Source organism: Veillonella sp. Ser01 (assembly GCF_053850375.1).
In genome coordinates, this window is sequence record NZ_JBSPUA010000001.1 from 557,687 (window position 1) to 577,925 (window position 20,239).

Genomic DNA, 20,239 nt, shown 5'->3' on the forward strand with positions numbered 1-20,239 from the left:
ATTATTCTCCTCGAACAATGGTACCAATTTCTTCACCTTTAGCGGCTTTTGTAATGTTACCCGGAATGTCCATGCTAAATACGATAATAGGAATATTATTATCTTTACATAAAGTTGTGGATGTTGCATCCATAACCTTTAATTCTTTTGTAATGATATCGTTATAAGTTAATTCATCAAATTTAACGGCATTAGGATTCGTTTTAGGATCGGAATCATATACACCGTCAGCAAATTTCTTCGCCATCAAAATTGCATCTGCTTCAATCTCAGCAGCGCGTAATGCAGCAGTCGTATCTGTAGAGAAATATGGTTTACCAAGACCAGCACCGAAGATTACGATACGTTTTTTCTCTAAGTGACGAATGGCACGACGACGAATATAAGGTTCTGCAATTTCTTGCATTTCGATAGCAGTTTGAACGCGTGTATCTACGCCTGCTTGTTCTAATGCATCTTGCAATGCTAAGGAGTTCATTACTGTTGCTAGCATACCCATATAGTCAGCTGTAGCACGATCCATACCTTGGTTACTACCAGCTAACCCTCTCCACAAGTTACCGCCACCAACAACAATTGCGATTTCTAAATCGGTGGATTTTGCTAAAGCCGCAATTTCTTTTGCAAATTCTTCAACAACATCAGGGTTAATACCAAAACCTTGTTCACCCGCTAATGCTTCACCACTTAACTTCAAAACAATACGTCTAAAGTTTCTCTTTGCCATGTGTTTACTCCTCTATTGCAAAATAAGAGAACACTGTACGGTGTTCTCTTATTATATCTTAATTATTTACCAACAGATGCCATTACTTCAGCTACGAAGTCATCTTGGCGTTTTTCAATGCCTTCACCCAAACCGTAGCGAACAAAACGACGTACGTTGATGTTTTCACCGATTTTTGCAATATTTTCATTAATGATATCAGTAACGGTTTTGTCACCATCTTTAATGAACGCTTGTTCTAATAGGCAATTTTCTTTATAGAATTTTTCAATACGGCCATTAACCATTTTTTCCAAAACAGCTTCAGGTTTTGGTTTACGACCAGCTTTTACGTCTTCTTCAGCTTCTGCTTTAGCTTGTTCCAACAATACTTGTTTTTCATGTTCGATTACTTCAGCAGGAACTTCTTCACGATTTAAGTATGTAGGATTAACAGCTGCGATTTGCATAGCGATATCGCGTGCCAAGTTTTGGAAATCATCAGTTTTAGCAACGAAATCAGTTTCACAGTTAACTTCTACCAATACGCCGATACGACCACCAGCATGGATGTAAGATTGTACAACACCTTCAGCTGCGATACGACCAGCTTTTTTAGCTGCAGCAGCTAAACCTTTTTCACGAAGAAGGTCAACCGCTTTTTCGATATTACCGTCAGTTTCAACCAATGCTTTTTTAGCGTCCATCATACCTGCGCCAGTCATGTCGCGCAATTCTTTTACCAAAGCAGCAGTAATTGCCATTATTTTATTCCTCCTAGTACTAATTAAGGTAAGGATATAGTCCTTACCCTAATTATATATGTTATAGATTTATCTTTCAAATGCTAATCAGAAATGATTAAGTAGCTTAACAGAATTATTCTGCAGCTTCAGCACCGTCTAAGGATTCGCCTTGACGACCTTCAAGAACAGCGTCAGCCATTTTACCAGCCAACAATTTTACAGCGCGGATAGCGTCATCATTTGCTGGGATTGGGAATTCTACTTCATCAGGGTCACAGTTAGTGTCAACTGTTGCAACAACTGGAATACCCAATTTTTTAGCTTCTGCAATAGCGATTTTTTCTTTTTTAGGATCAACTACGAAAAGAGCACCTGGCATTTTAGGCATATCTTTGATACCGCCAAGGTATTTTTCCAATTTTTCCATTTCATGACGAAGACCGATAACTTCTTTTTTAGGCAATACTTCGAAAGTACCATCTTCTGCCATAGCTTCCAATTGTTTTAAACGTTTAATACGAGTTTCAATTGTTTTAAAGTTAGTCAACATACCGCCCAACCAACGTTCGTTAACGAAGAACATGTTAGCACGGATAGCTTCTTCTTTAATAGCTTCTTGAGCTTGTTTTTTAGTACCTACGAACAAGATTACTTCGCCTTGGGAAGCAACTTCGCGTAAGAAAGAGTAAGCTTCTTCTACTTTTTTAACTGTTTTAGACAAGTCAATGATATAAATACCATTGCGTTCAGTGAAGATGAATTTCGCCATTTTAGGGTTCCATCTTCTAGTCTGATGACCAAAGTGTACACCAGCCTCTAATAATTGTTTCATTGATACTACTGCCATTGTGGCACCTCCTGTTAATTAACCTCCGCCGCTTCATCCTTCGGGTCACCCAAAATTAGGCACAGTACCGAAGTCCACCGACGTGCATATTTTTCATACTTGATAATTTTAACAAATAATTATTGTAAAAGCAAGCAAGGAGTGAGGATTTCTTTAAGAATCCATCACTCCTTATTTTAATTTAATGAATGAATCATCAATAGACTATATTAAAGCTTGTACTCTATATTGCCGATACGATATAAATCTTAGTTATTGCGAATAGATTCAATCATATGTGCTCGATCATCAGCGCCAAATACAGCAGATCCTGCTACTAAAACAGTAGCACCTGCTCTTTTAATTGGGACACATGTAATATCATTAATGCCACCATCTACTTCAATAACTGCAGTTGTATTATCAACTTCCTCTAGTAGCATTTTAGCTTGCTTAACTTTTTTAATAGCATTTGGAATAAAAGATTGTCCACCAAAGCCAGGATTTACAGACATAATTAAAATCATGTCTAGGTCAGCAGCCACATCCTCTAACAAGGACACTGGTGTACCCGGATTAAGTGCAACCCCTGCTTTCATGCCACATTGTTTAATATGTTGGATTAAACGATGCATATGTGGCACAGTTTCTTGATGAAATGTAAAATACTCTACACCAATCTTTGCAAATTCTTCTACATAGTCACCAGGATTTGTAACCATTAAGTGAACATCAAATGGTAATTGTGTATAAGGACGGATTGCTTTCACGATAGGTGCACCAAATGTTAAGTTTGGTACAAAATGACCATCCATAACATCAATATGCAATAAATCAGCTCCAGCTAATTCAATAGATTTTATTTCTTCGCTTAATGTTGCAAAATTTGCAGAGAGCATAGATGGTGCAATTTTAATCATTTTAAAACCTCTTTCGTTGACTTTCTATGTCATTACGTATAGACATATATGCATCATATCGTCCTTGATGAATATGGCCTGCATCTAAAGCATCTTTTATGCCACAAATAGGTTCATGTTCATGATAACAAGGATTAAATTTACATGTATCAACATAATTACTAAATTCAGGGAATAACGTGGGTAACCGTTCTAACGAAACATCGTTAAACTCAATCGCACTAAATCCAGGTGTATCCATAATAAAAGAATCTGAATCCAAACTATATAAAGAAGCATGACGAGTGGTATGTTTACCGCGCTTTATTTTGTCACTAACCTCCCCCGTTTGGAATGCAAACTTAGGATCAACAGCATTTAATAGACTACTTTTACCAACACCAGAAGGGCCTGCAAAGGCAGTTACCTTATGCTCTAACACATGACGTAACTCATCAATACCTGTCATATTATATGTAGATGTCATCAATACTTCATAGCCGATAGATTTATAAAGCTTTACCATGGCTTCTGTATCTGGGTCCATCAAATCACATTTGTTAATACATAATACAATCGGGATATCTGCATGTTCAATCATGACAAGCATTTTATTTAGTAAAAGCTCATTAATATCTGGTTCATGAGCAGCTACAACCAATACAACTTGATCAATATTAGCTACTGCAGGTCTAACCATGGAATTATGACGATCGAGGATAGATTCAACGAATCCATCCTCAGAAATCGTAACACGATCACCGACAAGTAAACTATAGCGACCTTTCTTTAATCTACCTCGAACTTTACATTCATGAACAGTACTTGCATCGTCTTGTACATAAAAGTAACCATTCATATTTTTGACAACAATACCTGTAATCATAATTCCCCTATAATGCTGTTTCTTGTACTAATGCACCATTGAGATAAACCTCAATACGAACATTACCTACACCAGACACTTTTTTAACAATACGATCTCCAGGTTTATTTGTATCATCGTAGATAACAGCTGAACCGTCATCATCTTTTACGACAATTTTTAACTCTTGGTTTTTAGAGCCTGCCGGCACTGTAATATCTACCGTACCAGTAGTTTTATTACTACTGCTGTCAGATTTTTTATCATCTTTCTTTTTGCCATCTTTATATTCAGTAGTTAGATTTACTGCAGTACCTTCATCAATTTCATCGCCAGCTTTTATGCTTTGTTCTGTTACAATAGATTTCTCCTCTACAGAACCAGCGACTTGATTAACACCAAGATGAGCATTACTCAATGTATCTCGTGCATCTTTTAAAGTCATACCAATAACATTTGGCATTTGAATCTTTTTAGCTTTTGCTTTATTTACAACGAGATCAATTGTTGTACCTTTAGAAACTTTAGAATCACCAGATGGACTTTGAGCTATGATAACACCATCAGGTTTATTATCTACAGACTGTTGTGTTACTTTACCAACAACTAAACCAACATCTTTAAGTCGTTGTCGAGCTTGATCTACTGTTAAACCAGACAAGTCCGGTACTGTAATATCACCAACACCTTTAGATACAACAAGATGAATTGTACGTTGTTCTTTAACCTTCTCTCCTGCACCTGGTGTTTGAGAAATAACTTGACCAGCTGGTACATCAGGATTAGTAACCTCGCTTGTAGAAACACGCAAATGTTTATCTTCTAAAATATTTTTAGCTACAGAAACTTGTTTCCCCACAACATTAGGTACATCTACAGTTGTGTTACTCCAGAAATTACCATAACTCAAGAAGGCACCTAAGAAAGCTACTAAAAAAATTACGGCAGCCCCTAGGACGATATATTTTTGTGGGATAGATGCTATTTTACTTAACATGCTCTTCTTTTTACCCTCATCTTTTTGCTCTTCTTGAATATCACTGAAATCCTCAAGTGCTTCAGGATCAACAGCAGGAATCATTTGAGTTGCAAAATCATATGGTTCATGACGTTGAGTTTTACCCATTGTAAAGCCTTGAGACAATCGTAAATCACTTATCATGTCAGAAATAGAATCAAAACGATCTGCAGGGTTTTTCGATAATGCCTTCATTACGACAGCTTCTAAAAGCGGTGGGATTGAAGGATTATATCGAGTTGGAGGAGCTACTTTTTCACGTACATGTTTTAATGCTACTGCAATTGGAGTATCCCCTTCAAAAGGAACTTTACCTGTAAGCATTTCATATAAAACTACGCCTAAAGAGTAGATATCAGTATTACCATCTACTGGTTTCCCACTGGCTTGTTCAGGTGATAAATAGTGAGCAGAGCCTAAAATTGAATTCGTGTACATAACTGTATTAGTAGCATTCATGGCTCGAGCAATACCAAAGTCAGTTACTTTTACACGCCCCGTACGAGTAATAATGACATTATGAGGTTTAATATCACAATGAACAATTCCCATCGTATGCGCGTGTTCTAAGCCCTCTGCGATAGCAATAGTGAATTTTACAGCCTCGTCTATGGATAGTCTTCCATGTCGGGTTATATACTCTTTTAATGTTTCACCATCTACATATTCCATAATGATATAGTGTAAATCTTGATCAAACCCTACATCATACATATTTACAATATTAGGATGATTTAGTTTGCCCGCCGCTTGTGCTTCTCGTTTAAAACGCGTAACAAACTCATCATCATTAGCAAAGTTAGCATGCAATACTTTAATTGCTACTTGTCTACCTAATAAGGTATCTTCTCCAAGGTATACGTCAGCCATTCCGCCAACGCCAATTTTGTCAACAATTCGGTAGCGGTTATCTAGAAGTATACCTTTTATATTCATAGTACTCATTATTTCTCCATTTCTAGATTAGATTGTTCCCACCACAATGGTCACATTATCTCCTGCTCCGACATCATATACGGCTTTCATCAATGATTCTACAACCTTCATATCATCATTATTAGATTGTAATGCACTAGCAATAACATCATCTGATACATAACCACATAGTCCATCAGTGCAAAGTAAAATACGATCACCTGGAAGAATAGATTCTACACCACTATCAACCTCTAAAGTATCATCAACCCCAACTGCACGGGTCAATAAGTTTCGTTGAGGGTGATTTAGCATTTCATCCTTTGTAATCTCTCCAGCAGTTAATAATTCTTGTACCATAGAATGATCTGTAGTAATTTGTCGTAAAAGACCATCTCTATATACATACAAACGACTATCACCAACACTTGCCCAGTATAATTGGTCACCATTAACGGCCGTAACAACAGCAGTAGTGCCCATACCAGCAAGACGTTCTTCATGAGCTACGCGATTGGCTATACGTTCATTGGCATGAATAATAGCATCACATAAATCTTGTTGCCCCACTGTTTCAAGGGAGGCCAAATACTCTTTAATTTCATCAACAGCATAGGTACTAGCGATTTCACCGCCACTATATCCACCCATGCCATCAGTGACAGCACAAATAGGACCGTCTATAAAAAATCGATCTTCATTGCGCTGACGTACAAGTCCAATTTTACTTAAACCAACAAAATTATTCATGATTCTCCTTTTTCCGACCATGAGCTGCTTTTAATTGCCCACATGCGGCTTGGATAGCATCGCCCATCTCTTTGCGTACTGTTACAGATACGCCATAGGAAGCAACGATGTCTTTAAATGTATTCATATTCGTAATAGATGGTTTATATAATTCTATATGTTCATTGCCATTAACAGGTATTAAGTTAACATGACAATTTGGGAAATCTTTACAGATTCTCCCCAATTCATGAGCCTCCTCCATAGATGCATTTACTGAATCTATAAGAATATACTCAAAGGTGATACGACGTTGAGTCGTATCATAATAATATTTTACCGCATCTAAGACTTCCGTCAATTCATAACGAGCCCCAACTGGCATAATACTACGACGCACTTCATTATTTGTAGCATGTAATGAAAGGGCCAACGTTATAGGCAAACCTTCATCAGCTAATTTATAAATATTAGGAACCCACCCACAAGTGGAAATAGTCATCTTACGATAACTAATATTACAAATCATAGGATCATGTAATAGTTGCAGTGACTGCAAAACATTATCATAGTTTTGTAATGGTTCCCCTGCCCCCATAACTACAACAGAGTGGATTTGCTCTTTTGTAAGAGCTCCGAAAATAACGACTTGTCCAATGATTTCAGACACTGTTAAATCACGATATAAACCACCCTGTGTAGAGGCGCAGAACACACAGCCCATGGCACAGCCAACTTGAGAAGAAACACATACAGAGTATCCATAATGTTGCTCCATTAAAACGGCTTCTACCCGGCTTTGATCTGTCATTTCAACAAGGATTTTACGAGTCTTCCCATCTGGAGATACAGACTCAGTAATTAATGTTGGTAAAGAAATAACACAGTTATCACTTAACCATTGACGCAATTCTTTAGGAAACTGCGTCATCTCTTCAAAATCAAATATATATCTATGATAAATATAGTCTATTAACTGTTTCGCTCGAAACTTTTGTATATTATGGGTCTTAAAGATAGATTGTAACTCTTCTAAAGACTTACCCAATAATTCTATCATGGTACTCCATTTCTATTATTATGATATGCGTTTTACACGAGCCATAAAGAATCCATCCATCTGATCTCGTGGCGGATATGTTGTAATCATACCCTCTACAGCTTGTGGCAATCCATCAAATGATACAGGATCAATGATAAAGTTCTTATGAGTTGCTAGGAATTTTTCTAGTACATCCTCATTTTCCCCACTATTGATAGTACAAGTAGAGTATACTAAATATCCATCAACTTTAACCATTTCAGCAGCTTTTTCTAATATTTCAAGCTGTAATGGAGGCAAGTCAGTAAGTAAAGATTGTGTTTTACGCCAACGCATATCCAACTTTTTTTGTAATATGCCAAGACCAGAACACGGTGCATCTACTAAGACGCGATCGAATTGTTTTTTCCAATGATCGGGTAAATAACGACCGTCTTGTAGCTTAGTTGAAACTATGGATACTCCAAGTCGTTCAGCATTTTGATTCATAAGCTCCAATTTATGATCGTATATATCACAACTCATAATAGCCCCCGTATTATTCATGAGACTTGCCATATGCATAGACTTACCACCTGGTGCAGCACAGCAATCCAAGATACGGTCCCCTGGTTGGGGGTCTACTACATGAGCAACTAGCATAGATGCTTTATCCATAAAGGTAATATGACCTTCTATAACTGGTTTTACTCTTTCTAATTGACCTTGGTGACTATCAATATAGACTACTTCGTGAATATCATTGTCCTGTTCAATAGTCCAACCTAAATCTCGTAGTTCTTTTAAACAATCCTCAATAGATACTTTTACAGTATTTATACGTGCTGTCAAACGAGGTTGTTCATTAAACCAAGCACAAAGATCTATAGTCTTATCCTTCCCCATTTCATTCATCCATAAATTAACTAACCATAAAGGTTGATTATAAATGAAAGAAATTTCTTCAGCCTCAGACTTAGCAAGTTCACCAATAGAAATAGTATCACTTTCACGTAATACTGAACGTAATACGGCATTTACAAAGCCAGATAATCCTCTAGTTAACTTTTTTGCCAGTTTTACAGATTCATTGACCGCTGCACTTTCAGGGACTTTATCCATATAGATAATTTGATAAATGCCAAGTCTAAGAATTTCTACAACCATGGACGATAATTTCTTTAATGGTCTTTTCGCGAAATGAACAATAATGGCATCTAAATAATTTTTTCTACGGATGATACCATAGACCAACTCCGTGAAAAACCTTCGATCTAAATCGGATAAATGATATTTTTGTAAATACTCTTGTAACTTGATATTAGCATAAGCACCATTACGATTAATATCACTCAAAGCTTTCACTGCGAGCAATCGAATATTTAGTTGTTGATTCGTTTTAACTTCAGTCATCGTTTTTCCTACCAATTAATTGTTCAACTGCTGCTCGAACACGTTCAGGATCTACTGTAGTATTGCAACACGGCCCATTAGGTCTTTCATTTAAAACGCCAATGACAGGTATGGGAAATACATCAGCCATGCCACTTGCTAAATCACGTTCACAAGCAATAGCTACAATAGCCTTCGGTCGTGCTTCTTTTACCTTCATTCGCGCTAATGTACCACCTGTTACCACTATAAATTGACAGCCATACTCTTTAGCAATTTGCAATAAACTTCCAACTTGGCATCTACCACATTGCTTACAATTGTACACATCATGTGTAACCTTATGAACACAAGAACTTTCTTGTAAACAATGAGGTGTCAATAACAATATACGTTCTGGATCAACTGTATACATATCAAGCATCACTAGATGATTAATCAAGTCAATCATAGACTGACGCAATTGATCCTTAGTAACCCCTCTCACTTTACCAATCAATAGGGACACTGGAAACAGTCCATATATAAACTGGTTAGCAAGCCTTAAAACAATAGGATGTAACCGTAGTATACCGAAACTAGCAATAATTAAGGATGCGCACAATAACCATATAACACAAATGCATACAGAAAAAATCACTGTACTTATTATGGGTGCTATAGGATGTAATTGTGAAAGTCCAGGCTCTAATATATACATTAGAAATCCCATAATTACAGTAATTATGGCACATGTAATTGATGATAATATCAGGTATAATGGATACGTTTCGTACTGCTTATATTGAGTCTCCAAAAACGATACCTTCCTTTATCTGATGTCCATTAATAAAATCAATAGCAGAAATGCGCTTTTTATTTTCTGGTTGGACTTCTGTCAATAAAATTATATTTCCATCCCCACAGAATACGCCTAAACCCGCTATTTTAGATACGACTGTACCAGGTCTAGTTTCAGCTGATAACGCAATTGAAACAAGTTTTCCATGAATATTTATCAAGCAATGAGTCGTATCACTTGGAACTACTTCTCCAGACCATACTTTTAAACGTTTTCCATCGAGGTAAGTATAACATCCAGGTGCTGGATTAAGTCCTCTAATGAGATTTACAATTTTATTAGCAGGCTTAGACCAGTCGATCTGCCCCATTTCCTTTGTAATCTTAGCAGTGTGTGTTGCCATTGTATCATCTTGTGGAGTAGCCACAATTTCTCCATTAACCCAACGATCTAATATAGGAACTATAGTTTCACCCCCAAGTACAGCTATACGTTCAAATAGTTGTCCTGTCGTTTCACCTGGTAAAATGTCAGTCTCCACGATATCGATGATATCACCTGTATCAAGACCGTCATCCATATGCATAATGGTAACACCTGTTTTAGTATCTCCATTTAAAATGGCATAGTGAATCGGTGCAGCCCCTCTATAATTAGGCAAAATAGAAGCATGTACATTGATACACCCATATTGAGGCAATCGAATAAGCCAAGGCGGTAAGATTTTACCGTATGCAATAACTACTACTACATCGGGTTTTAATGCTTCTAATTCTGCTTGTACTTGTTCATCACGTAATGTTACCGGTTGGAATACAGGTAAATTATGTTTTAAAGCTGCCACTTTTACAGGTGGCATTTGAACTTGTTTACCACGACCTTTTTGTTTATCTGGCTGACAGTATACACCAACAATAGAGTGACCAGCCTTTATTAATGCTTCCAAAGTAGGAACCGAAAAGTCAGGAGTCCCCATAAATACGACGCGCAATTGTTTTTGATTAGACAATTTCTTTCTCCTCTGGGTGATCAGTAATCAATCGTAAGTTAGTTGCTTTTTCAATAAACAAATGACCTTCTAAATGATCAATCTCATGTTGAAAAATACGCGCTAAAAATCCTTCAGCTTTAATTGTTACCTTTTTATTATGAGGGTCTATACCTTTAACGGTAATTTTGTCGAATCTTTCCACATCGCCAAAATACCCTGGTACACTTAAACAACCCTCTGGTCCCACTTGAGATCCCTCAGCATGTGTAATTTCAGGATTAATTAATGCAATGAGACCACTACCGGCATGATCATCTACGACGATAATTCGTTTTGACACCGCTACTTGAGGTGCAGCAAGTCCAACGCCTTCAGTCTCATACATTGTTTCCGCCATATCATCGATAAGGGCTCTAAGTTTTTTATTAACATGTTCTACAGGTTCCGCAATTTGTTTTAAAACGGGGTGACCTGCTTTCACAACATCTAATACTGCCATTTATACTCCTATACTAAACAGGATCTACATCAATCAAAAGTCCTTCTTGTGTGAAGATCCATGAATTATATATATATTCTTTTAAATTTGATAAGTCAGTACCTCGAATCATAATCGCTAAACGATACATATCCCGTACTTTTTTGATACTTGCTTCATAAGGTCCATTAATAAGAATATCGGTATCACCTTTATGAGCCTCTAAATCGCTTACAATGCGATTAGCAATGGTCTCCAATGTGTCCATATTCTGATGACGCACTACCATATGTATCATCTCTCTAAATGGAGGATATCCTAAGGCTTTACGATTTTGAATTTCTTCATTGTAAAAGCCTACATAATCATGAGCCTTACTCTTTATTATAGCATAATTTAACGGATTATATGTTTGTATTACTACACTGCCCGGTTTATCACCACGACCAGCCCTGCCAGATGTCTGTGTAAGTAAATCAAAAGTTCTTTCGGATGCTGAATATACAGGAATATTTAAAACTGAATCAGCTGTTAAAATACCAACAGCTGTTACATCTTTAAAGTCATGACCTTTTGACACCATTTGTGTTCCCAGTAAGATGTCATATTTATGAGTCCCAAAATCATGTAAAATATCTTCTGCTAATTGTTTGTTTTTAGTTACGTCTTGATCAAGGCGGGCAATGCGAGCCGATTTAAAATGACGTCGCAACTCTTCCTCTACCTTTTGTGTACCTGATCCAAAGAATTTAATGCGTTTACTATTACAATTAGGACATATAGTAGGAATTGGTTCATGATGTTCACAATAATGGCACCGCAATTCTTCACCTGCTTGGTGATACACCATAGCTACATCACAATGAGGACACATAATAGTTTCCCCGCAATCGCGACACATTACAAAGGTACTATAACCACGTCTGTTCAATAGAATAATCATTTGGTTATGTTCATTCAATGTTTTTTGAATTAAGCTACTCATAGCATCAGAAAAAACAGAATAGTTGCCATGAAGAATTTCTTCCTTCATGTCCACAATAGTTACTTTTGGCATTGGTTGTTCAAAAATACGATGTGGTAATTCAAGCAAATGATACTCCCCTTGCTTAGCTTTGTAATAGGAGGTTACAGATGGTGTTGCAGAACCTAGTATTACAGGACAACCATGTGCTTCCCCACGCCATAATGCAACATTTCTAGCATGGTAACGAACCATGTCCTCTTGCTTATAAGAAGTATCATGCTCTTCATCTACTACGATAAGTCCAATGTCCTCAGCTGGAGCAAATACTGCTGATCGTGCACCAATGATAATATGACTATCCTTCCGACGTAAACGCTCCCAGTTATTATTGCGTTGTTGAACTGTTAACTTACTATGAAATACTACAACTTCATCACCAAAGGTTTCTACAAAACGACGCACTATCTGATCTGTCAAAATAATTTCTGGAACCAGAATAATAGCAGTTTTATCTTGGCTAATACATTTTGCCGTAGCTTTTAAATACAATTGGGTTTTTCCACTACCTGTTACACCATGCAACAAAAAGGTTTTATGCTGATGTGTATTCATCACCATTTTTATAGGTTCATACACAGCTTGTTGTGCATCAGTCAATGGTATATTTACTTCTTCTGTAAATAGTTCATCAAAAGAAGTTTTTGTTGCTTTAAATCTAGATTCAATAGTAATCCCCTTAGCTTCACTAACTTGTTTAATGACCATTCGAGAAAAACCTTTAGCCAATAATAAAGCTTTTGATGCGCCCCCTACTTCAAGTAAATATTTTGCCAAATCTCGTTGTTTCTTTTTTCGTTCACTAAATTGTTCTACCGTGAAAGCAGGTGTAACGACAAGCCATTCTTCCTTAGGCGCTTCATAAGATTTTAGGGTTTTATTAACTGTAAATAAGCGCAATGCATCGCCATAAGAAAATAAATAATATTCATTTAAACGACGAGCAGTATCCATCATTTCAGGTGTGAACCAAGGTTCATTGTCTAATACTTGAACAATATTTCGCAATGTAAACTCAGGGGGCTCTCTTAATTCTTCATAACCAATGAGGATTCCCTCTTCGCGACTATTGCCTAAAGGAATAAGTACACGTGTACCAGGTAAGACATTACCAAACTTTTCAGGCATTAAGTAGCTTAACGGTTTATGAAGTTGTTTGGCCGCTCTATTAATAATAACTTTTGCGACACGCATACATTATATCCTTTCATTTACTATAAAAGGTCTCAGTAGAAATTCTACTAAGACCTTTTGTATTATAAGCCAGCTTCAGCTTTTAAAATTGCTGCTTTGTCAGTACGTTCCCAAGGTAAATCTACATCAGTTCTACCGAAGTGACCATATGCTGCAGTTTTGCGATAATGAGGTTTTAACAAATCAAGCATTTCTATAATACCTGCTGGACGAAGGTCGAAATGTTTCTTAACGAGTTCTTGAATTTTAGTTTCCTCAACATGACCTGTACCAAAGGTATCAACTAAGATAGATACAGGATGAGCAACGCCGATTGCGTAAGCAACTTGTACCTCACATTTATCAGCAAGACCTGCTGCAACAACGTTTTTAGCTACATAACGAGCTGCATATGCCGCAGAGCGGTCCACCTTGGATGGATCCTTACCAGAGAAAGCGCCGCCACCATGACGAGCCATACCACCATAAGTATCTACGATGATTTTACGGCCAGTTAAACCAGCATCACCATGAGGACCACCGATTACGAAACGGCCAGTTGGGTTAATGAAATATTTTGTGTTTTCATCAACAAATTCAGCAGGCAATGCTGCGTCGATAACAAAGCGTTTTAAATCAGCTTTAATTTGTTCTTGCGTAACTTCAGGGCTATGTTGCGTAGAGATAACAATTGTATCAATACGTTTTGGTTTACCATCAACATATTCAACAGTCACTTGAGTTTTACCATCTGGACGAAGGTAAGTTAACGTGCCGTCTTTACGAACTTCTGTAAGACGACGGGATAAACGATGAGCCAAAGAAATAGGCATTGGCATAAGTTCAGGTGTTTCATTAGATGCATAACCAAACATCATACCTTGGTCACCAGCACCGATTTTATCTAGTGCTTCACCATTACCATCTTTAGATTCAAGAGCTTCATCTACGCCCATCGCAATATCAGCAGATTGTTCATCAATAGAAACAAGTACACCGCAAGTGTCGCAGTCAAAGCCAAATTTTGCACGTGTATAACCAATTTCACGAACTGTATCACGTACGATGCGAGGAATATCTACATATGTATTAGTAGATATTTCACCTACTACATGAACTAGACCAGTAGTAACTAAAGTTTCACAAGCTACACGAGCAGTTGGATCCTTTTCAATAATCGCATCCAAAACAGCGTCAGAAATTTGGTCAGCTATTTTATCTGGATGGCCTTCAGTAACAGATTCAGAAGTAAAAAACATATGTTTTTCAGCCATTTTATCCTCCTAATACGAAAAAAAGCCTCTCATGTACTCATGAGAGACCCTCCCATCTAACGACATTTGTCATAGGAATTAGCACCTTTTCCTCTTGGAATGGTTGCTGTAGCTTCACAGGGCCTATCCCTCCACTACTCTTGATGAGTTACAGAAATATTATAGTGTATTTACATTGATAAAGCAAGTCATTATTACATATCTTTCTATCAATTACAAACTACAAACATAAGATTCTCTCATGTATCGTGTTATTTATTTTTTACTAATTCCACAACTTCTTTCATAATATTATGGGCCAATTCAGATTTTTTCATATTAGGCATTTCTTTAGGATCTTTATGAGGATATAAGAAGTATCCTTCATTTGTATCTACATTAAAGCCTGCATTAGATTTACTAACATCATTTGCTACGAGCATATCTAAATTTTTTCTAGTAACCTTATCTTGACCGTATTTAATAACATGCTCAGTTTCTGCTGCAAAACCTACAAGAATTTGATGATTCTTTTTAGCACCTAAACCTTGTAATATATCTGGATTTTTAACAAGTTCTAATGTCATGGACTCCATTTTCTTTATTTTTTGTTTTGCCTTGTGAAGAACTCTAAAATCAGATACTGCTGCCGCCATGATAACCACATCTACCTCGCCATATCGAGATTCAACAGCATTTTGCATAGATAAAGCAGAGTCAACAGGAACAAAATCTACTCCACTAGGTACGGCTAAAGATGTGGGTGCACTGATCAAAATAACGTTAGCCCCCATCCGGGCTGCTTGCTCAGCAATAGCATACCCCATCTTTCCACTCGACCGATTACCGATATAACGAACAGGATCAATATTCTCTTGTGTACCACCGGCTGTAACAAGCACTGTAATACCTTCAAGTTCATTAGATTTGCACATCTGTGATTCAAGCCAATCTACAATGGCTTCAGGCTCTGGTAAACGTCCTATACCGGTAACCCCACAAGCAAGCCATCCTTCAGCAGGTTCCATAATATGGTAGCCAAGAGAACGTAAACCTTCCAAATTACGTTGAGTAATCGGATTGTTATACATTTCTGTATTCATAGCAGGGCAAAGATATTTTGGAGCCTTAGTAGCCATTATTGTTGTTGTTAGCATATCATCTGCAATACCGGCATATATTTTACCAATTACATTTGCCGTAGCTGGAACAACCACATATGCATCTGCCCATGTAGCTAATGCAATATGCTCCACATCCCATTGATGTACTTGTTCAAACATGTCGATAGCTACAGGATGTCCACTAATTTCACCAAATGTAAGAGGTGAAGCTATATGAGTGGAATTTTGAGTCATAACCACCTTTACTTCAGCACCTTTTTTACGAAGCCTGCTCACTACTTCAATTGCCTTATATGCGGCAATACCTGCAGATACAGCGACAATGATATGTTTTCCTCGCATTTTCTTCTCCTTTTAAAAATTCCTTGTATCAATGATACAAGGAATTGTTGTTCTTATTTAATGCCTTCTTTAGTGCGTTTATAAGTTACTTCACCTTCGGCGATTTCATAGAATGCCAAGGATACAGGCTTGTCAGTTGCATGTGTAGATTCAGCTAAGCATGGCTCGCCATCTGTTAATTCACGAGCACGTTTAGCTGCCAATGTTACCAAAGTATATTTACTATCTACTTGATTTTCCAATTTTTTCAATGGAGGTTTTACCATCATACTATCACTTCTCCTTAGACTCTTGATACTGTTTATAAATAAATTGAATTTGCTCTTTATTGCGACTAATCTTACAGGATTCAGCTCGTAAGATAGATGCAACCTTCTCAGATGCCTCTCCGAGATCATCATTTACAACTATATAGTCATATCGATGAGCTAATGCCAATTCAGAACAAGCTAATGACAACCGTTTATCAATAACTTCTTTCGCATCTGTACCGCGATTATGTAAGCGCTCAGATAACTCAGTTAATGATGGTGGTACTATATAGATAAATACAGCATCACTAAAACGTTCTTTTACTTGCATAGCACCTTGAATATCAATTTCTAACAGTACACTTTTACCATCATCCAATAAATCCATTACATGTTGCTTCGGTGTACCGTAGTAATTATCATATACTTTTGCATATTCTAAAAATGCATCTTCACTTAATAGAGTTTCAAACTCTTCTTTCGAGCGAAAGAAGTAATTAATCCCTTCCACTTCACCAACACGAGGTGCCCGTGTGGTCATTGAAACGGAATATACTAAATTAGGCATTTCCTTTCGAATATTCGCACAAATCGTACCTTTACCTGCGCCAGATGGCCCGGATATAACGATTAATAATCCTCTGTCTGACATATGTACTCCTATGATTCTACTGTATCTTCGTCTACATCATATTGCACAAGTCGATGTGCTACGGTTTCTGGTTGAATTGCAGATAATACAATTTGACCACTATCCATAACTAATACAGCACGAGTCTTACGACCATATGTAGCATCAATGAGTAGGCCCTTGTCACGCGCATCTTGAACCATACGTTTTATCGGTGCAGATTCGGGACTAATAATAGCCATAACACGGTTAGCAGATACCATATTACCAAAGCCTATATTCAATAACTGAATACTCATTTATGGACCTCCTATTACTCTACATTCTGTACTTGTTCTCTAATTTTCTCTAACTCACATTTTAGCTGAACCACAAACTCTGTAATACTTGAATCCATAGCTTTGGAACCAATTGTATTCACTTCACGATTCATTTCTTGCAAAATAAAATCCACCTTACGACCAATGGAATTCTCATCTACAAGTGTGTTTTTTAATTGTACCACATGTGAGGTAAATCGGACAATCTCTTCCGTAATATCAGTCTTATCAGCTAATAAAGCAATTTCCTGCAAAAAACGATCTTCACTTATACTCGCCTCTAAAGACACTAAATATTCTTGAATTTTTCCCTTTATATGCTCACGATACGCATCTACAGCACCGGCCTTTTTCTCATCAATACTCTTGATTATATTTTCCAAAGTAGTAATACGAGACAATAAATCTTGTTCAATATGTTTACCTTCTATAGTACGCATTGTTATTAAGGCATCTAGTGCTTGGTTTGTAGATTCTTGTACTATTTCTGAAAGCACATCTTCTGCAATCGGAGTATCTTGTTGTTGTATCCATTCATTAGAAATGGAATTGACCGCTTGTAAAGGCACTTTTTTAGGGTCATCATAAAACTCTTCTTGAACAAGCAATTCTTGTATCTGCTTTCTCAACACACTATTTATTGTAAAGGTTTTAGGTCTTTCCCCTGCATCCTGAATAGAAACAGATACTTCAACTTTACCACGAGTAATCCGATCTTGTACTAATCCACGAATAATACTTTCAAAAGGGTTGATTTGCTTTGGACTACGTATAAATAAATCCAAGAATCGTGCATTTACAGACTTAATTTCTACCGTACAGGTAATGCCATCTTTGGTCGCCGTACCAGAACCAAAACCGGTCATACTTTTCATATGATATCCTCCTTAGCAGTTTTTATTATTGTACCACGAATTATACATTCCGTGTTTAAATACTAAGAATTATATGTGCATTATGTTATACTAAACTATACTTCTAAATAGAATTGAAAGGAGTACTATGAATTTAGACGGACTTACCATGTCTGTTCTCGCTAAAGAATTAAATGAGCGATTACAAACAGGTCAAATACAAAAATTATATCAAATAGATAAAACTACATTACTATTTAAAATTCGTGCACTTAACGAAGATCAAAGCTTGGTCATCACTGTTGGTGCAACCCCTGCAATATATCTCAGTAAACCTATTCAAGATTTACCAAAGGAACCTAGTTCTCTATGTATGTTTCTTCGCAAACATATTGAGGGTAGCCGTATTGTAAAGGTTGAACAAATCAATGGTGACCGGATTATGTGCATCCAAACGGATAAGCTTGAAATGGATGGTTCTATTACGAGTACATTTATTTATGTGGAACTAATGGGCAAGTATTCAAACTGTATCTTTGTTCAAGATGGAGTTATTCTAGAATCTTTAATTCACGTATCTCCTTTAATGAATCGTGAACGTTCTATAAGTCCTAAACTACACTATGAATTACCACCTAATGCTAATCGTGTAAGTTTAATGGATTTTGATTATGATGAAATCAAAAATTTACTTACCTCCTTCGGTGATGGCACTGTACAACAATCTATACGTGCCATCTTTAACGGTTTTGGTAAACCTTTGTTGGATGAAGTATTATTGACTTCAAATCTTAGCGGTAATGAGATCATAAGTGACTTAATTCCCACGCAAGTTGATGCCTTAGCTAAGGCGTTATATGAGTTAAAAATTAAGCTCAATGAAAGTAATGGTTTGCTTACTTTAATTAATGATAATAATAAAAAAGCACATGCCACTTTTATCCTACAAAATTATAAAGTACTTAAAGAATATAGTACGATTTCAGAAGCCTTAGAAGAATCAATTCATAATACAAAATCCATTCACACTGCAGATAAAGAACTAGAAAAGATCTTAACAGCAGCCATAAAAAAAGAAGAAGGTCGTCATCAAAAGATTAAAGATGAATTAGATGACACCAATAAAATGGATACATATAAACTATATGGTGATATCTTAATGATTAATGCTCACTTACAAGTTCAATATGAACCTTCTATCCAATTACCAAATCTTCTTTCTGAAGATGGAGAATTATTAACAATTCCTCTAAAGCCAAATCTGACAATTGTAGAAAACGGTCAATGGTATTATAAGCTCTATACTAAATTAAAAAATCGTAAGGTCAGTGGTGAATATCAACTTAATGCTAGTACTACAAAACTTGAATATCTCAAATCAATTTTATATAGTATTTCATTAGCCACTACCCGTGAAAGCTTAGAAGAAATTCGTAAAGAATGTATGGATGCAGGCATTATCAAAAAATCGAAGAAGCCATTATCATATAAATTAGGTAAATCAAATTACATTCATTTAACCATCGATGAAGGTGAAATATTTATTGGCCGTAACAATCAACAAAATGAATATTTGACTCATCGATTTGCGAAACCAACAGATATTTGGTTCCATACACAAGATATTCAAGGTTCACATCTCATATTAAGACTGAATGTAGAGCCTGATGATATGATTCTATCTAAAGTTGCTCAATACGCAGCCTACTTTAGTAAGGCACGTGAAAGCAGCAAAGTACCTGTAGATTATACATACATTAAAAATATCAAAAAGCCACCAGGGTCTCCACTTGGTTTTGTTATTTTTAATACTCACCAAACAATGATCGTAGAACCTAAAAAGCCTGATAATTATAATGAATAAAAAAGAAGCGAAGGAAATCCTTCGCTTCTTTTCTTA

20 protein-coding genes and 1 riboswitch are annotated in these 20,239 nt (G+C 36.6%); of the genes, 1 reads left to right on the forward strand and 19 read right to left on the reverse strand.

Annotated elements, in window-relative coordinates; translation table 11 throughout:
* Window position 1: 1 nt before the first annotated feature.
* From pyrH to ACWTVK_RS02705, 19 genes are all read right to left on the reverse strand, one after another.
* Window positions 2-727 (reverse strand): UMP kinase, encoded by a 726-nt coding sequence (pyrH, locus tag ACWTVK_RS02615; RefSeq protein WP_024066541.1) that lies wholly within the window; start codon window positions 725-727, stop codon window positions 2-4.
* Window positions 728-789: 62 nt separating this feature from the next.
* Window positions 790-1,470: a translation elongation factor Ts gene (gene tsf / locus ACWTVK_RS02620; RefSeq protein ID WP_105085567.1), complete on the reverse strand. Its 681-nt coding sequence runs from the start codon at window positions 1,468-1,470 to the stop codon at window positions 790-792.
* 115 nt (window positions 1,471-1,585) lie between these two features.
* A complete protein-coding gene (rpsB, locus tag ACWTVK_RS02625; protein WP_060924643.1) occupies window positions 1,586-2,299 on the reverse strand; it encodes a 30S ribosomal protein S2 in 714 nt (237 codons plus the stop codon).
* 248 nt (window positions 2,300-2,547) lie between these two features.
* Window positions 2,548-3,198: a ribulose-phosphate 3-epimerase gene (gene rpe, locus ACWTVK_RS02630; protein WP_303940417.1), complete on the reverse strand. Its 651-nt coding sequence runs from the start codon at window positions 3,196-3,198 to the stop codon at window positions 2,548-2,550.
* A 1-nt stretch (window position 3,199) separates the two neighbouring features.
* Window positions 3,200-4,063 carry a ribosome small subunit-dependent GTPase A gene (rsgA, locus tag ACWTVK_RS02635; protein WP_105085565.1) on the reverse strand — a complete coding sequence of 288 codons (864 nt, stop codon included), beginning with the start codon at window positions 4,061-4,063 and terminating at the stop codon, window positions 3,200-3,202.
* A 7-nt stretch (window positions 4,064-4,070) separates the two neighbouring features.
* Window positions 4,071-5,996 carry a Stk1 family PASTA domain-containing Ser/Thr kinase gene (gene pknB / locus ACWTVK_RS02640; RefSeq protein ID WP_456045994.1) on the reverse strand — a complete coding sequence of 642 codons (1,926 nt, stop codon included), beginning with the start codon at window positions 5,994-5,996 and terminating at the stop codon, window positions 4,071-4,073.
* A gap of 27 nt (window positions 5,997-6,023) precedes the next feature.
* Window positions 6,024-6,725 carry a Stp1/IreP family PP2C-type Ser/Thr phosphatase gene (locus ACWTVK_RS02645; protein WP_303940418.1) on the reverse strand — a complete coding sequence of 234 codons (702 nt, stop codon included), beginning with the start codon at window positions 6,723-6,725 and terminating at the stop codon, window positions 6,024-6,026.
* A complete protein-coding gene (gene rlmN / locus ACWTVK_RS02650) occupies window positions 6,718-7,764 on the reverse strand; it encodes a 23S rRNA (adenine(2503)-C(2))-methyltransferase RlmN (RefSeq protein WP_105085563.1) in 1,047 nt (348 codons plus the stop codon). The genes ACWTVK_RS02645 and rlmN overlap by 8 nt, the downstream gene beginning before the upstream one ends.
* An 18-nt stretch (window positions 7,765-7,782) precedes the next feature.
* Entirely contained in the window at window positions 7,783-9,138 is a 1,356-nt protein-coding gene (gene rsmB / locus ACWTVK_RS02655) for a 16S rRNA (cytosine(967)-C(5))-methyltransferase RsmB (RefSeq protein ID WP_456045854.1), read from the reverse strand.
* A complete protein-coding gene (locus tag ACWTVK_RS02660; protein WP_456045855.1) occupies window positions 9,131-9,913 on the reverse strand; it encodes a DUF116 domain-containing protein in 783 nt (260 codons plus the stop codon). The genes rsmB and ACWTVK_RS02660 overlap by 8 nt, the downstream gene beginning before the upstream one ends.
* Entirely contained in the window at window positions 9,897-10,907 is a 1,011-nt protein-coding gene (fmt, locus tag ACWTVK_RS02665) for a methionyl-tRNA formyltransferase (protein ID WP_456045857.1), read from the reverse strand. The genes ACWTVK_RS02660 and fmt overlap by 17 nt, the downstream gene beginning before the upstream one ends.
* A complete protein-coding gene (gene def / locus ACWTVK_RS02670) occupies window positions 10,900-11,388 on the reverse strand; it encodes a peptide deformylase (protein ID WP_005386746.1) in 489 nt (162 codons plus the stop codon). Before def ends, fmt begins: the two co-directional genes overlap by 8 nt.
* Before the next feature lie 13 nt (window positions 11,389-11,401).
* Entirely contained in the window at window positions 11,402-13,585 is a 2,184-nt protein-coding gene (gene priA, locus ACWTVK_RS02675; RefSeq protein WP_456045858.1) for a replication restart helicase PriA, read from the reverse strand.
* A 62-nt stretch (window positions 13,586-13,647) separates the two neighbouring features.
* Window positions 13,648-14,838 (reverse strand): methionine adenosyltransferase, encoded by a 1,191-nt coding sequence (metK, locus tag ACWTVK_RS02680; RefSeq protein ID WP_105085557.1) that lies wholly within the window; start codon window positions 14,836-14,838, stop codon window positions 13,648-13,650.
* Window positions 14,839-14,887: 49 nt separating this feature from the next.
* Window positions 14,888-14,988: riboswitch (SAM riboswitch) on the reverse strand.
* 101 nt (window positions 14,989-15,089) lie between these two features.
* Window positions 15,090-16,283 (reverse strand): bifunctional phosphopantothenoylcysteine decarboxylase/phosphopantothenate--cysteine ligase CoaBC, encoded by a 1,194-nt coding sequence (gene coaBC, locus ACWTVK_RS02685; protein ID WP_456045859.1) that lies wholly within the window; start codon window positions 16,281-16,283, stop codon window positions 15,090-15,092.
* Between the two features lie 53 nt (window positions 16,284-16,336).
* Entirely contained in the window at window positions 16,337-16,552 is a 216-nt protein-coding gene (gene rpoZ, locus ACWTVK_RS02690) for a DNA-directed RNA polymerase subunit omega (protein WP_060924653.1), read from the reverse strand.
* Window positions 16,553-16,556: 4 nt separating this feature from the next.
* On the reverse strand, window positions 16,557-17,186 hold the full coding sequence (gene gmk / locus ACWTVK_RS02695; protein ID WP_105085555.1) for a guanylate kinase: 630 nt from the start codon (window positions 17,184-17,186) through the stop codon (window positions 16,557-16,559).
* Window positions 17,187-17,194: 8 nt separating this feature from the next.
* Window positions 17,195-17,464: an extracellular matrix/biofilm regulator RemA gene (gene remA / locus ACWTVK_RS02700; RefSeq protein WP_005386753.1), complete on the reverse strand. Its 270-nt coding sequence runs from the start codon at window positions 17,462-17,464 to the stop codon at window positions 17,195-17,197.
* Window positions 17,465-17,478: 14 nt separating this feature from the next.
* Complete coding sequence (locus ACWTVK_RS02705; protein ID WP_119208187.1) at window positions 17,479-18,360, reverse strand: YicC/YloC family endoribonuclease; 882 nt, start codon at window positions 18,358-18,360, stop codon at window positions 17,479-17,481.
* 127 nt (window positions 18,361-18,487) lie between these two features.
* Here ACWTVK_RS02705 and ACWTVK_RS02710 point away from each other — a divergent pair, with 127 nt between their 5' ends.
* Window positions 18,488-20,203, forward strand: coding sequence for an Rqc2 family fibronectin-binding protein (locus tag ACWTVK_RS02710; protein WP_456045860.1), 1,716 nt, complete (start codon window positions 18,488-18,490; stop codon window positions 20,201-20,203).
* Window positions 20,204-20,239: the final 36 nt, after the last annotated feature.

Excerpts from the sequence above, each read along its gene's own strand:
- ACWTVK_RS02710 (WP_456045860.1), top strand. The coding sequence starts at position 18,488 with ATGAATTTAGACGGACTTACCATGTCTGTTCTCGCTAAAGAATTAAAT.
- coaBC (WP_456045859.1), bottom strand. The coding sequence starts at position 16,283 with ATGCGAGGAAAACATATCATTGTCGCTGTATCTGCAGGTATTGCCGCA.
- priA (WP_456045858.1), bottom strand. The coding sequence starts at position 13,585 with ATGCGTGTCGCAAAAGTTATTATTAATAGAGCGGCCAAACAACTTCAT.
- metK (WP_105085557.1), bottom strand. The coding sequence starts at position 14,838 with ATGGCTGAAAAACATATGTTTTTTACTTCTGAATCTGTTACTGAAGGC.
- rlmN (WP_105085563.1), bottom strand. The coding sequence starts at position 7,764 with ATGATAGAATTATTGGGTAAGTCTTTAGAAGAGTTACAATCTATCTTT.
- gmk (WP_105085555.1), bottom strand. The coding sequence starts at position 17,186 with ATGTCAGACAGAGGATTATTAATCGTTATATCCGGGCCATCTGGCGCA.
- tsf (WP_105085567.1), bottom strand. The coding sequence starts at position 1,470 with ATGGCAATTACTGCTGCTTTGGTAAAAGAATTGCGCGACATGACTGGC.
- ACWTVK_RS02645 (WP_303940418.1), bottom strand. The coding sequence starts at position 6,725 with ATGAATAATTTTGTTGGTTTAAGTAAAATTGGACTTGTACGTCAGCGC.
- rsgA (WP_105085565.1), bottom strand. The coding sequence starts at position 4,063 with ATGATTACAGGTATTGTTGTCAAAAATATGAATGGTTACTTTTATGTA.
- rpoZ (WP_060924653.1), bottom strand. The coding sequence starts at position 16,552 with ATGATGGTAAAACCTCCATTGAAAAAATTGGAAAATCAAGTAGATAGT.
- pknB (WP_456045994.1), bottom strand. The coding sequence starts at position 5,996 with ATGAATATAAAAGGTATACTTCTAGATAACCGCTACCGAATTGTTGAC.
- ACWTVK_RS02705 (WP_119208187.1), bottom strand. The coding sequence starts at position 18,360 with ATGAAAAGTATGACCGGTTTTGGTTCTGGTACGGCGACCAAAGATGGC.
- remA (WP_005386753.1), bottom strand. The coding sequence starts at position 17,464 with ATGAGTATTCAGTTATTGAATATAGGCTTTGGTAATATGGTATCTGCT.
- rsmB (WP_456045854.1), bottom strand. The coding sequence starts at position 9,138 with ATGACTGAAGTTAAAACGAATCAACAACTAAATATTCGATTGCTCGCA.
- pyrH (WP_024066541.1), bottom strand. The coding sequence starts at position 727 with ATGGCAAAGAGAAACTTTAGACGTATTGTTTTGAAGTTAAGTGGTGAA.
- rpe (WP_303940417.1), bottom strand. The coding sequence starts at position 3,198 with ATGATTAAAATTGCACCATCTATGCTCTCTGCAAATTTTGCAACATTA.
- def (WP_005386746.1), bottom strand. The coding sequence starts at position 11,388 with ATGGCAGTATTAGATGTTGTGAAAGCAGGTCACCCCGTTTTAAAACAA.
- rpsB (WP_060924643.1), bottom strand. The coding sequence starts at position 2,299 with ATGGCAGTAGTATCAATGAAACAATTATTAGAGGCTGGTGTACACTTT.